This is a genomic window from Massilia aurea (assembly GCF_040790145.1).
GTDB lineage: Bacteria > Pseudomonadota > Gammaproteobacteria > Burkholderiales > Burkholderiaceae_D > Telluria > Telluria aurea_C.
On sequence record NZ_JBFMMP010000003.1, the window covers coordinates 102204 to 115413 of the forward strand.

The window sequence follows — 13210 nt, forward strand, 5'->3', positions numbered from 1 at the left end:
TTGGCGGTTGGAGACTTACCAGAGCCGTCCAATGTCAGCCGCGTCGAACTAGATCGGCTCGCAGCTGGCTGCCCGCTTCGTCACCTCCAAAGTCGCGCACGCGCCAGCAAAGAAGTTCTTAAACTGTGCCGTCGTCAAACAGCGCATTTAAGCCGGCATAGGCATCCGCAAACAGCATATTATTGAGATGGGTCAGTGGGTTTTTCGATAAATGCCCTTGCAACCCAGTGTGTAGGCGAACCATTCCTTCACTGGTGACGTTGCTTGGTCTAGTCATCACGCAAATAAGCCCACAGGCACGGCTGTTTAGGTCGTTCCGTTGTCCGTGCTACCACAGGGATCAGCGTTACCGTACGTTGGTCCCTGTGCCAGGACGGGGTGTCCGTGCTCAAGTCGCCATGCAAGCAGGAACAGCCATCGCTGCCCAACGACCGCAGTTTGATCACGTCGCAACGGCGCCCACAAAACACTAATACGGGCGCGAACCCAACCTTCTGCCAGTGTGGGTTACACCTCGGCCGCAAGGCGAAGACGCCTGAGCATGTCGGTCGCTCCGGCGGTAACGAGGTAACCATAATGTTCATAAACACCTGTTAGCCAGGTCCAGAAAGCTGACGATGTATGCCGATCAATCAGTGGACAAATATACGACCGACCGATGCAGAAAATAACCGACAGTCGCTCAAGCTCTCAATGATCATTCAGGTGTTCACAGGATGATTCACACAAACAAAGGCAACTATTTTTTGTCGTTTTGCACTATTATTACTTACACACGTTGCGTCAAGGACGTGGGCTATATTGGATTCCGCTTCATGACCCTCGTTATTCGCAACCACTCAGAACATCCTGGCACACATGTGCTCATAGTCGGAGTCGGTAGCTACCCTACATTTCCAGGATATGTTCCTGGTCAAAACACTATGGGACAAATCGATTCTGCCGAAATCGGCGCTCAAAGTGTTGCGAACTGGTTCGCTCAGAAATTTCATAACCCTTCGAAGCCTCTAGCGTCTCTAAGGCTATTACTGTCAAATGATCATGGTAACCAATGGGAATCAGCGGAGGGAGTGCAGCAGGTTGACGCGGCTACTAGCGACAACTTCCTCGACGCCTACGATGCTTGGATCGCAGATGCCGACGCCCAGCCTGGAAGTACTTTAGTTCTCTACTTCGCAGGCCACGGAATCGGCTCGTGGGCCGATCATTCGTTGATCTGCGAAAACTATAACGCGGCGCCCAAACGAAGGATGGAAGGGGCTGTTGACTACAATAATGTTCTCTATGCAATCGCGAACAAGTCTAAATCGTCTCACGTTTGGATATTTATCGACTCATGCCGTGTTAGTGAGATCGCTCAAGCGATTAATGGCGACTATGGTCGTAAGGTAGATGATGGAACCGGGCCGATTGGAAAAATCGGGGGGCCGAAAATTTCCACGTTTTTTGCAACTTCACCAGGCGGTGAGGCGCACGGTAACGCGGGTGCCCCAAGCTTTTTTGCAGAAGCAGTAGTAAAAGCATTTGAATCGAACGCTTTCGATCGCCGCAATGGCCGAGACTGGGCGTGTTTTACGGACGTAGCCTTCCGAGCGATTTCCAAGCAATTAGAACGCATCTACGTGCGAGAAGATTTCGACCTTGCGACGCGTCCAGTGCCCTATCAGTGGAATGCGGATAGTGATTCGTTCCTCCATTGCTTACCAGCAGAACGACTGCCAACCATGATGGTGGAGATCTCGTGCGACCCAGATAGCGACAACGCAACGCACACGATTTTTTGGAAACAGGGAGTCCAAGAAACTCTTCAACAGCCGTCCGGGCAAGTATGGCGAACCGAACTGACTCCAGGCTACTACTCCTTCGGAGCGATCGGCGGTGATGGTCGACGCTGCAGGAACAAGAACGAATCAGTAGTGCTGCCGTTCCATTATATTTTTGTGGGCTAGATCATGCCGATCGTAAAACTCTCCATCTCCGACTTGCGTCTACCAGTTGGGCGTCAATTGTCAGCGATTGTGCGCTGTGTTCGGCCAGCGAACGTTGGTGATATCGATACATCAACCCAAGAGACTATTGCGATAGTTGAGCGTGTCCCCGCGACCCCTGTGACCGCCGAGTTAGGGCATGGAACATGGTGCGTATTTGTCAAAAATGCGTACTTTCCAGAATCCGTGAACGTGATAACCGTTCCCGAATCAATCCATGAGCAGGCTATAAACATTGTTATAGGCAGAGAAGCAGAGCGCAAAATTAGATATGAAACGAGCGATGACTCTCATCCTTATGGACTTCTTCCCCGCGGTCGCCTCGCTCCGAGTAGGGGGCATACGTCTTCGAATAATTCCCAATCGACCGCTAGGGTTGCTAACAAAGACATGTTTCTCGTTAAGCTCTATGATTACAGACCAAGCGAAAATGCGGCCCGCGCTTACTTTTCCGACGCGAACAGCTTTGACGCTCGAATGAAGTATTGGATGTCCGACTGGCGAGAAAGCGAGCCGTACGTTCCAACCGAGGTATGGCCCGGTGAAGTATTTAAGGAACACAGCCAAAACCTATCGGTATTAAACCTAAAACTGGATCTTTCGAAGACAGTTAGAAACCAAATTAGACGAAAAGCACTGCTCAGAATTAAATTTTCTGACCAAGCGTTTAGCGTGGTCCTACCCCAAATAAGTCCGGATGAAGGAGGCAATGTCGATCCGTTAACCCTAGAAATATCATACGTGAATGAGCGTGTTCGATGCACGTCGGAAATTGATCGGTTACGTGGGGTGAGACTTCACACCACTGATCCGAAATTTGACGCCGTAACGCAGTTTTTGGCGGACGGCGAGATGCCCAACGCCGTCAAAGTATGGACGTCACTTGCTAAAAAAATGCTATTTAATAAGCATAAAGACCCAGTGGCTGCGGCAGCAGCAGCGCTCGTATTAGTCCACGCGAGTATGGGAGAAGCATTACCTGACGCGGATAAGGCCAAATGGGAAAGTTGGCTCCACACGCTAAGAAAAGATTTTTATACAATTTCGGACGGTGCTGTAGGTGATGCATGGATTAATGCTCTCCGTCCCGGGGATCAACATGTACAGATGACAGAAGCTTCGCTCTCTTTTGAGCTGGCAGTCCGTAGGGGACTACCAATGTTTACTGAAGCAGTCAGACTACTTAAACGCGGCGCCGAATGGGCCTTCGAAAATAACAAGAATTCGGACGAGCTTAATGCTATACGCTGGCTGACACGCCAAGTCGTCCCAGGTAACGCCCTAACGACGATCCGACATGAGGAGAAGTGAATGGCAGTCTTACTTAAGATATTCCAGGCTGGTGATGGCGACTGCCTCGTTTGCGAGTTCGACAATGGCGGGAAGTTGTTCCGCTTAATGGTTGACGGCGGCGTTGGTTCAACATTCGACCGCTATACAAAGGCCTGGCTGGAAGCCTTGGACGGAGAGGTTGATCTCGCCGTTGTGACACACATTGATGACGACCACATAGGAGGAATGATAGCGATCTTGAATGACGCTGAGGCGCGGAAGAAAATCAAATCAATTTGGTTTAATGGTTATAAACATCTTCCAGTGCGCTCAGGGACTCAGTCGTTTAGCGTAGGGCAAGGTGAATCACTGACGAAGCTGATTGAAGAATCCGACATACCTTGGAACGAACATTTCGGTTACGAAGCCGTAAATATTAACAAAGATGGTTCGCCACGTGTGATTGATCTGAGTTTCGCGGCAAAAATTAGCATTTTGTCTCCGGGAATTCCAGAGCTGACTCAGCTAAAAAAGGCATGGGATGACGGCCTTGTAATCTTAGAGGCGCGGGCTCAGGCCAAACTCAATAAAAAGAAGGGCCGTCAATCGTTCGGCGGTATCAATATCGATGCGCTTGCAGATCCGCTTCTTTACAAAAAAGATAAGTCTCCAACTAACGCCTCAAGCATTGCATTCCTTCTTGAGGTCGGCGAACACGGCATTCTATTTGCGGGCGATGCGCTCGCTGAGGTAATCTGCGAGTCTTGGATTGCCGGGAAAAATGGGGTCAGACCGATCGACATTTTTAAAGTTTCACATCACGGTTCGGCTAAAAACACCAATGAGGACTTGCTTCATCTCTTCCCGGCCCCAAAGTATGTTATATCAACTAGTGGTGAAGTCCATCCCCTCCCCGATAACGCTACGCTGGCACGAATTATCACGCAGGGCCACCCTAATCCTCTGCTCATCTTCAACCACACAAACTCAATAACCTCAGTTTGGTCTGACACGAGCGTTTCCAATGAACGTCATACTGCCCAATATGCAAAAGCTGGAGAAGTCTTGGAGATTCGTTTGCCGGAGTTATAGAAGTGAGTTTTCCGGGCGCATGACGACCGCTAGACGGCATAGAACGGTTACTACAGATCCAGCATCCTAGGAAGTGCTCGCAGTTTGGCGATGTCGCTATCAGTGGACGCCTTGGATACCGAAGGTCGCACCTGTGCAAAGTATTTTCGGGGATCCACTTGACTATGATAATTAAACGATAGTCCGCATCGCATAAGCCGCATCTGGCATATCCTAGTGCCCACAGTCAGCGTAACCGGCACATTACCGTGGTTAAGTAACTCAAGGGGTATGCACCCCCGATATCCTGGCTGCAACATTCCGCCTAAGGCCACACCAAGCTTAGAGTAGCTGCTTCGAGGGAAAATATCTGCATAGGTATCTGCGGGGAGGGAGATATATTCTAGGGTTGTAACTAGGACTAATTGGTTGGGGTACAACACAAATGGCGCCCCCATTTCCCGCCGCGTCTCCTGGAAGTGCGAAGAAAGGTCAGTGTTGCCCGCGGCTGCATTGCCAGAAATATCGATGCATGCATTTCGAGTCAGAATAGAAACCAAAAAGTCGTAACCCAGACGAAGATCGACCGTCGTATCGTTCACCTGGTCATCAGATAGGAGCGGCTGAATGCAGAGGCTGGGCTCGAAGCTACGAAGGCCTGCGAATATCTCTTGCTTAGACCAGATGCTCATTCCACGCTTTCGCTATCATAAAATTTCGAATCGATTTCTCCACAAGGTCATTGACCAGCTTCGTCAGCTCATCCACGTGGTTCGTAGAAGTACAGCTCGCCGGCGGCTGGCCGTTTGCAATAAAAGCCAAGGCGGCTGGAAAAATACCATGCATCTCTTCGACATTTGCAATATCTACTGGCCGTGCGTCGGTAAAGCAATGCGCAACTGGAACATCTAAAAAACGCTGGCGGAGACGCTGGTTCCCATCAGTATCAATAGCGCACCGCTTAAGCAAGTCGACTATCGGGTCTGTGGATTTCGACGTGAACTTTTCGATTACAGTTAAGCGAGACCTGATCAATGGATGTGACTCGGTTACCGGTTGGCCAACTTCTAATTGTCCAATGTAGAAGCCAGCGCTAGTGCCCAAATAACTGGCCGAAAATAGGTCGCAAAAATATTCGGTGAGATGATTCCGAATTATTCGCCTGCGAGCCGCAATATCGAGGCACGAGAAATGGCTTCTATCAGGAAGCAGAGCCCACAACTCGTCCACCTTACTCCCAGCTACGAGGCGGGCAACATAGCCATGTCTGTCTTCGATATAGTGCCCAATCTCGTGATAGAGAGGCGTACAGAACAAAGGGTAGTGTTGGAAAATTTCGGGAAAGGCAATTTGCACTAAGTCGTATGGAACCGGTTCGCCGACCATCGCTGCAACGGCTTTAGGTGCGTTATTTGCACGTTCACATAAAAAATCCGATGACTTCAGAAGAGACGTCGTAATAATTGCGTCCGTTAAGTCCCAGTCTTTTAGGGCATGCTTGAGCGCATAGACAATTTCGAAAGGTACCCGATTTGACGTACTACCTGCGAGGTATTGTGTTGAGCGCCAAATGGAGTCAATTAGTAGATGCGACATCGCGTCCATCGCATCAGTCCTTGAAGCCAGTGCGCGCGCCGTCAATCCGGCAAGCATAACCTTTAAATGGGCTACATACCGCCTAAGGTCGCTCGACATCTGCCCGTCAACGATCAAACTATCGAGCTGAGCACCTAGCAGTCGGAGTATGGATTTATGCAGCAACAAATCGGTCAAACTCGTTTAAGAGTCTCCGTGCCATATTCTTGTCAAATTGTTGGGGCGACTTCATGCCGCTCAATACTCTAACGAGATCAGGTTGGTCTGCGATCTCGAAGGCAAGTTCAATCGCTTCGGGTTCTATTATATGATTTTTCGACGATTCTCGATTGACTAAGAGTGCCGCATCAACTGCAGTCCGATAAACATAGTTATGCACCTCCTCGGGAACACTTCCGCCTTCTTGAGACATTTCGCGAACCAGAACGCGAAGCAACGCTAGAGGCGATTGGTGATGCATCATGACAGAGAAGCTCATGTTTGCTCCTTTGAGGTCACAAGCAAGAACAATGGGAAATTTGCCATGTTTAACGGTTCAACCATTGTTCCATCTTATTTCCAAGTTTGCGTCAGACATATTTTCGATTACGATTGTACAATGAACAATAAAATACGAGAAGTAGGATTCCGCAGAATTTTTCACTTTTTACCAAGATACTTAGTCAGTCAAGATACTCAGCCGGTCGAACCGCGTATTTGAGCGCGGCCATATACCTGTATATCCTCTGTTCGAACATTGGTCGAGGCCAAAGTGCTCCGCATATCTTGGTACACGGGGGCGTTTTTCTTAGGATCACGCAGGGTCACGATAACTGCAAATTGAACGCCCTCCGGAGGGAAGATGGCATCTTGGCGTTCAAGATAGCCAATGTTGAGTCGCCAATCCGAGGATTTTCCGACCCCGCGCGGCGATGAGAACTCGACCTGCTTCACATTACCCCACTTCATGCTGGCTTTGATCAACTCATGTTCGTGGGACTTCTCCGCATCGCTTGTCGGCTTAAAAACGCTCTTAGTTTTTGCGCCGTAAGTTTCCTTTTCAGGATCATACTGCTGTAACGAGACGTCCAAATTAATTCGTATCATTTCGGCGCCAAACTTTTCTCCCACTGGCGGGCTATACACTAAGGTCACACGCGCTTCGCCACGACACTTTCCTTCTACTGAAAGGCATTCAGGCCAACGGAATTGAAAAAACAGATCCTTCTTCGGCTGTAGAACATCTAAGAAAACAAGCGTCGCCGAAGTTTGCTCCCCTTCGAGCAAGTTCAGTGCTGGCATCGGCAGTCCGAAACCGACCAGGTCTCGCCTGACCTGCAAATAGTCTTTCGCTGACACCGAGTCTGGGATCGATGTGCCGTGAATCAGCAGCGCGATTAATGCTTCACGCGTAAGTGTTCCTTGCGTAAGTAGATCGAGCCTTGCCAACGTTTTTGCAGCTAACGGACCTGAGTAGCTCGTACCGTGAACAGACGCAACAACTCCGTCAGTGGTCACTGCTAAGAGCCCCGAAGGTCCAGCTACGTCACCAGGTCCACATCCCCCGAAGTGCGTGACATCGGGCTTGGTCGTGAATTTGAAGCCTGGCCCGCGGCGCGAATATCGAGCAGGCACTCCAGGCAACACGTGTGTAACAGTGAGCGGATTTAGGGCCGATACGCTTATGTTGAGAATTGAGTCGGCCGGCGCCCTTACACGATCATCTACCGCATTTGCCAGATCACTTAGAACATCGGCCGATTTTGATTTCCATTCGGGACGCACGACGTTTGAGGCTAAATTTCCAGCCGAAATAACAAATATAACGTCATGCTTTCTCGCGATATTGTCGAGCCCGAGGGATAACATGTCGTAGGTGTCTGGCCTCACGGCATAATTGATGTTGTGACTAAAGCAGAAGATACGGACTCCAGTTGCCTCTTTCGCCTTTCGCACTTCGACCTCAAGTGCAGCCAAAAGACCAAGGTCCCCTCCAGGATAGTTATCATAGAAAAAGATTGGTCGTGGCAAGGCGGCGATATCGACTATCATGCAACCATCTGGCTCAGGGCACACCTTGGGACCGTTCAGCGATTGTCCGTCGATCAACAAACTTGCGATTTCCGTCCCATGAGAGGAATCGAGTTGGTGCGGAGGTACCATTGCCGCCTCCCGAGCTATCCATGCCTTTGGGATTTCGCCCACACCGCCGTCAATAATACCCACCACCGGATATCCAGCTGGACCGGAAGTAGGCGTAGAGTAAGTATGAGTACTGATCGGGCCGCTCGTGTGCACGTGAGAGGCAGCAGACCGTTCGAACGTGTTCGGCAAACCGACGCGCCGCACAATACAATTTTTATCGAGAAATTTTAAAAGTTTTTCGTGCCTCGACAGGTCCAAATCAATTTCATCCCGCCTCGGAATTTTGGATCGCACTTGCTGAAGGGTTGAGATAACCTTAACAGACGAATCTTTCACCAGCCACAGGTAAATGCGCTCGCTCGCTTCATCGGACGGCCGGTCATTTATAGCGAAGTAACCTCCACCCACCTCAACATCAAGCTGCTCCAAAAACCATTGCCTCGGGTGGCTATGCTTCACTTCATTGAGGACCTTACGGTCTTGGGGTGGTGTAAAGTCGAAGAGATCAATTCGGTACCTTAGAGTAAGGTTATTTTCTTTCGCCCATGCGATAGCGACCCTTGTCGAAAATTGACGTTTGTCGTTAGGTCCCCACAGACTAATTCCTTCGATAGCACTAGTCTCCGCCCGAGCTTGCGACGGTACGGCTTCCTCAACCACGCGTCCATCGGGTTTCATCCTTTTCACCCATTCAACGTGATCTTCCGTCGCGTCGATCTCATCCGCCGCCCGACTTGCGGCGCCACTTGTTACTTGGACTAACAGCTCCCCGACTTCGTCAATACCCACCACGGCGGTGGCTCGGGAGGGGAACAATGACTTGACTGGTCTATGGCTTTTCGCCAAAGCGTTTTGTCGCATCGAGACTTTTAAGAACCCTACACATGGGCCCTCTTGTCCACCTAGCTGCAGGGCTGCGGCGCGCAATGTGGAAGAAATCTGGCTACGATGTTTGATAAAGCCGGCATTATCTCCCTCAAAAAAATCGGTACGGCCTCCTCCCGCCTGCCTAACTCGCGCATCTTGATAAGTACGTGCGTCCAGTACCACTTGTATTGGGCTATATTGTTTCATTCTGATCTCGCGTCAAAATTTTGTATTCATAAGTCGGGAAACAGCGGATTTGCTCTTGCCGATAAGTGATGCGATCTCCACCACCCCCAAGCTCAATTCGTCGTTATTTTTCAACCATACAGCTAAGTGCGCATCGTCTGTTAAAAATTTCGCTTTCACCTCATTTGACACACGCCCATCGTTAATCACTATCACGTCTCTCATTGCTTCGATGGGAGATGTAGGAACGGGGTCGAGAATGAATCGTTTCTTATATGCTCGTACAAAATCTTCCACTTCTGCCCCCGAGCAACCATCCAAGAGCGCTGCCATCGTGAGTATTTCCGGTTCCGAATACTCGCATGGGGTAGCATAACGCCGAACGATTTCACAGCGCGTCGTAAAGTCTGGAAGAGGGACTTGGACTTGGACTTCGAAGCGTCGCCATACCGCACTATCCAACAATTTCGGATGGTTAGTTACCGCAATCGTAATGCCAATTGGCTTCCGCGTGTCCAAGTTTTGGAGCAGTGCATTGACTACTCGCTTAATTTCGCCAGCCTCGTTCGGATCATCTCTCATTTTAGCGATCGAATCAAACTCATCAAGCACTAGAATGCATTTAAATCTGTTCGCAAAATTGAAGACTTGGGTGATATTGCGAGCCGACGTACCCAAGAAGGACGACATCATTGCGTCTATTCGAGCCAATACCACAGGCAATCCGAGTTGATGAGCTAGCCAATACGCCAATGTCGTTTTACCGGTTCCTGGCGCCCCTAAAATGAGGCAGGACATAGTGGGGGAAACTCCTACTTCCCTGAGCCTTTCCGCATTAGACCATTCGGCAACCAGCTGCTCAGCTGCTCGTCGATGCGCGTCGGAGAAAATAGGCAGCGCCTTCGCTGTCTCACTGGGGAAAATTACATCCAGTAACCGGGCTCCCGTTTCCTTGTCTGCAGGCAGAATGGTGTTGGGTAGAAGCGCCTCACCTGAGACCGCAATTCCGCGGGCAGGCACAAGCCGCCGGGGCGTCATTTCAGCAGACCGTTCCGACAGCAACAAAACCGCTCGGAGCGCGCTCGCGTCTTCTTCGTTGCCGCCCTCCAACAAAGCATCGGCTAGGCGCTTTACCTGAAAAACTAAAGCGTCAGTGGGTTGAGCAAGGGCAAGACGGCAGATCGCGTGAACGATTGCAAAGTGTTCCAATTAGTTCTCCATGTTAGTTTGGCAATGCTTGTACGGTGTTTTTCGCAAGTGCGTGTCAGCAATTTTGCACACTTGTACAGTACTTCATACAGTTGTTGTGATAATATACCAATTTCCCAAAAATTGCTTGTTTTTGCTTTAAATTTGTGGATATTTCCCTGAAAAATTGTAAAATTTCCCGATTTTTTGGAAAATTTCCCATTTTAAGTTCGCTTTAAAGACATTTTCGCGATGAATATCCAACCCAGTTAACCTCCCGTGTCAAAACGAAGGAAATCTATGTCCGCAGCACTGAATTTTTGTAAAAAGCATCAGCGCAAGGTCAAGATGTTGAGGCTGGAAGGCTGTACTTGGTCGCACTGGAGAAGGATTGCAGAGCGACTTGTTTCATTGTCGGGATCCTATCTCTGGCGAGGAATACTCCGCCCCCTTGTCGTTGGCGCTCGTTATGATAAGTGGACGAAATAAGTGTTAAGCAGCGTTCCGCTACTGCGAGCTGCCAACCTCTACCCACACATCAGTCTTACACTTGGGGAGGCGAGTAATGCACAACCCGAAAACCGAACTCTAATGACCCTTTGGCCCAGATTGGCAGCGTTCTCGAGGGGCCGGGTCTGGTTTTCAGCCGGTAATTCCCCGTAAAAAGAGCACGTTTGGAAGTGGAATTTTCTACTTAAGACACAGAAAGCTCTACATGACGACTTCCCGCCTTACCGACAGTCAGATCATGGCCATCCTCAAGCACGTCGAAGCTGGCACCCCGGCACCAGAACTGTGCGGCGAACATGGCATCAGCAATGCAACGTTCTGCAAGTGGCACGCCAAATATGGCGGCATGGATGTGTCCTTGATGCACGGATCGAGGAACTGGAAGAGGAGAACCGGCGCCTGAAGAAAATGTATGCTGAGGAGCGCCTCGAGGCCGAGATCGTCGCGGAGATACTTGCAAAAAATGGTCGCGCGATCTCAGCAACGGGAGAAGGCGCAGTGGGCAGTAACGCAGCGGTCAGCCACCATTTGCCTGGCGTGCCAGGCGTTTTGCATCACCCTGACGTGCTACCGGTACAAGGCAAAGCTGGACGCAGAAAACGCCGTCATTGCCGACTGACTGGTAAGGCTGACGAACAACGAGCGCAACTGGGGCTTCGGACTAAGCTTTTTGTACCTGCGCAACGTGAAGGGCTTCAAATGGAAGCACGACCGCTCTACAAGATTTACCGTGAGCTTGAACTGAACCTGCACATCAAGCCACGTCATCTCCTGGTGGGCGAGAAGCCATTGCCGCTGGTCGGGCCGACCGCCACCAACCAGAGCTGGTCGATAGATTTCATGCATGATCAGCTCGCAGATGGGCGCAGCATCCGGTTGTTCAACTTCATCGATTACTACACCGCAAAGGACTCGGGATCGAAGTTGATTTCTCGCTGCCATCCGAACGTGTCATCCGCGCACCAGACCGGAATGTTGAATGGCGCGGCAAGCCGCGTGTACTCCGATGCGATAACGGGCCGGAATACATTAGCGCAGTGACGCTGGCATGGGCGTGGGCAGCGAAGCGGGGAATCTGGATCGATTTTATCCAACCCGGACAGCCGCAGCAGAACGCTTATGTCAAGCGCTACATCAGGACGGTTCGCAATGACTGGCTTTCACATCATCTGTTTGAAACGATCGAGGAGATTCAAGACTTTGCTACTGATTGCTGTGGACTACAATCACGGCCGGCCAACATGGCGCTCGGCGGTATCACGCCAAAACAGAAATTGGCACTTGCTGCTCAACCTCTACCTCTACCTCTAGCACGCTCTAAAAATGGAGGATTACCAGGACCAGCTTCAGTGAATTATTCACCGGGGCAGCCAACCCTAATCCAGCGCCGGAGGGCAAGCAACCTTGCGTCGGGCCTTGTATATCAGCTTCATTTTTCGCTTTGCCTCTTGTGGAGTTAGCCCTACTGCTTCACCAGCATCAGTAATGTAGACAGGGTGTTCTACAAAATCCTCTTCGTAAGAGCGAACTTCCAAGACCTTTGTCCAACGCCATGTATACATCTTATCCCGTCTGAAAGGTTCCAGAAGAGAAATATCAACGATTTTCGCAGATTGATTGTTCTTAAAACGCTTGCAAAAATCGAGCACGTCGCGACTGTCCCATAGGATTGAAGTCTGGTAAATCCAGCTACGTCCATCCTTTTGGGCGTAGTTGATAAAGATATAAAGCATTCCCAATGTGAGAGTTGCCGTACGCCAGGTCGAAAATCCAGGTCCAATTGAGAACATTGCTGCCTCATCCGCCTCATGCGTCGTAATCATTTGCTACCCCATGGCTAGAGAATGAACACTATAGATTGTAGCCCTAAAGTGTTCGCCATGAGTACATCGTACCTTTTGTGCGGAGGTACTTGTGGTGTTGCTCAAAAGGTTCGGAATAGGGTTGCAGAGAGCACGGAAGAGTCGCAAACTGACTCAAGAAGACTTCTCAAATGTGTCAAGTCGAACCTATCTCAGCAGCTTAGAACGTGGGATCAAAGCGCCTACGATCACAAAAATCGACGAAATTGCGACGGTGCTTGGCGTACACCCTTTATCGCTCATCGCGTACGCATATCTCCCCTCGAGCTCTGCGGAACGCGGCCAGTTTTGGGAAACCATTGCTGCTGAGATAGACTCGTTTGACTGCGATGCGCCCCCAGCTGCCGCAGCCGAGACACGCTAAGGATTTGTCAAACCAACTGTTGAGAGTGGAGAGCTGGTAGATTCTGGTGCGAGCGGGTCTGCTTTCGCCCCCATTCCGGACGCTCAGCGTTTCGTCTCACGCAGAGAATAGCCCGGCATGCAGATGCTGACCGTAGCAAAATACGATCCTTTATATTGGGAATATTTTATGTATTGGCATCG

Annotated in this window: 10 protein-coding genes and 1 pseudogene; 5 read left to right on the top strand and 6 right to left on the bottom strand. The window is 50.2% G+C overall.

Annotation, left to right across the window (positions count from 1 at the left end; translation table 11 throughout):
* Positions 1-716: 716 nt before the first annotated feature.
* From AB2N08_RS07120 to AB2N08_RS07130, 3 genes are read left to right on the top strand one after another with little or no spacing between them, the layout of a single operon-like run.
* Entirely contained in the window at positions 717-1949 is a 1233-nt protein-coding gene (locus AB2N08_RS07120; protein WP_367609944.1) for a caspase family protein, read from the top strand.
* A 3-nt stretch (positions 1950-1952) separates the two neighbouring features.
* The gene (locus AB2N08_RS07125; RefSeq protein WP_367609945.1) at positions 1953-3299 is read left to right on the top strand and encodes a hypothetical protein; all 1347 of its coding nucleotides are present in this window, start codon (positions 1953-1955) and stop codon (positions 3297-3299) included.
* Entirely contained in the window at positions 3300-4352 is a 1053-nt protein-coding gene (locus tag AB2N08_RS07130) for a ComEC/Rec2 family competence protein (RefSeq protein ID WP_367609946.1), read from the top strand.
* 50 nt (positions 4353-4402) lie between these two features.
* Here AB2N08_RS07130 and dcd read toward each other — a convergent pair whose 3' ends face one another.
* The 5 genes from dcd to AB2N08_RS07155 form a co-directional block, all read right to left on the bottom strand.
* Complete coding sequence (gene dcd / locus AB2N08_RS07135; protein WP_367609947.1) at positions 4403-5023, bottom strand: dCTP deaminase; 621 nt, start codon at positions 5021-5023, stop codon at positions 4403-4405.
* Complete coding sequence (locus AB2N08_RS07140) at positions 5007-5936, bottom strand: hypothetical protein (RefSeq protein ID WP_367609948.1); 930 nt, start codon at positions 5934-5936, stop codon at positions 5007-5009. The genes dcd and AB2N08_RS07140 overlap by 17 nt, the downstream gene beginning before the upstream one ends.
* Before the next feature lie 145 nt (positions 5937-6081).
* Positions 6082-6405 (bottom strand): hypothetical protein, encoded by a 324-nt coding sequence (locus AB2N08_RS07145; RefSeq protein ID WP_367609949.1) that lies wholly within the window; start codon positions 6403-6405, stop codon positions 6082-6084.
* Positions 6406-6602: 197 nt separating this feature from the next.
* Positions 6603-9125 (bottom strand): S8 family peptidase, encoded by a 2523-nt coding sequence (locus AB2N08_RS07150; protein ID WP_367609950.1) that lies wholly within the window; start codon positions 9123-9125, stop codon positions 6603-6605.
* A gap of 12 nt (positions 9126-9137) precedes the next feature.
* Positions 9138-10313, bottom strand: a complete 1176-nt coding sequence (locus AB2N08_RS07155; RefSeq protein WP_367609951.1) for an AAA family ATPase — start codon at positions 10311-10313, stop codon at positions 9138-9140.
* Between the two features lie 694 nt (positions 10314-11007).
* Between AB2N08_RS07155 and AB2N08_RS07160 the strand changes: the two are divergent.
* Positions 11008-12091: pseudogene (locus AB2N08_RS07160) on the top strand (IS3 family transposase); the annotation flags it as partial.
* 87 nt (positions 12092-12178) lie between these two features.
* Here AB2N08_RS07160 and AB2N08_RS07165 read toward each other — a convergent pair.
* Positions 12179-12625, bottom strand: coding sequence for a hypothetical protein (locus tag AB2N08_RS07165; protein ID WP_367610149.1), 447 nt, complete (start codon positions 12623-12625; stop codon positions 12179-12181).
* Between the two features lie 94 nt (positions 12626-12719).
* Between AB2N08_RS07165 and AB2N08_RS07170 the strand changes: the two genes are divergently transcribed.
* Positions 12720-13028, top strand: coding sequence for a helix-turn-helix domain-containing protein (locus tag AB2N08_RS07170; protein WP_367610144.1), 309 nt, complete (start codon positions 12720-12722; stop codon positions 13026-13028).
* The last annotated feature ends 182 nt before the right edge of the window (positions 13029-13210 follow it).

Excerpts from the sequence above, each read along its gene's own strand:
- AB2N08_RS07120 (WP_367609944.1), top strand. The coding sequence starts at position 717 with ATGATTCACACAAACAAAGGCAACTATTTTTTGTCGTTTTGCACTATT.
- AB2N08_RS07125 (WP_367609945.1), top strand. The coding sequence starts at position 1,953 with ATGCCGATCGTAAAACTCTCCATCTCCGACTTGCGTCTACCAGTTGGG.
- AB2N08_RS07130 (WP_367609946.1), top strand. The coding sequence starts at position 3,300 with ATGGCAGTCTTACTTAAGATATTCCAGGCTGGTGATGGCGACTGCCTC.
- dcd (WP_367609947.1), bottom strand. The coding sequence starts at position 5,023 with ATGAGCATCTGGTCTAAGCAAGAGATATTCGCAGGCCTTCGTAGCTTC.
- AB2N08_RS07140 (WP_367609948.1), bottom strand. The coding sequence starts at position 5,936 with ATGGACGCGATGTCGCATCTACTAATTGACTCCATTTGGCGCTCAACA.
- AB2N08_RS07145 (WP_367609949.1), bottom strand. The coding sequence starts at position 6,405 with ATGAGCTTCTCTGTCATGATGCATCACCAATCGCCTCTAGCGTTGCTT.
- AB2N08_RS07150 (WP_367609950.1), bottom strand. The coding sequence starts at position 9,125 with ATGAAACAATATAGCCCAATACAAGTGGTACTGGACGCACGTACTTAT.
- AB2N08_RS07165 (WP_367610149.1), bottom strand. The coding sequence starts at position 12,625 with ATGATTACGACGCATGAGGCGGATGAGGCAGCAATGTTCTCAATTGGA.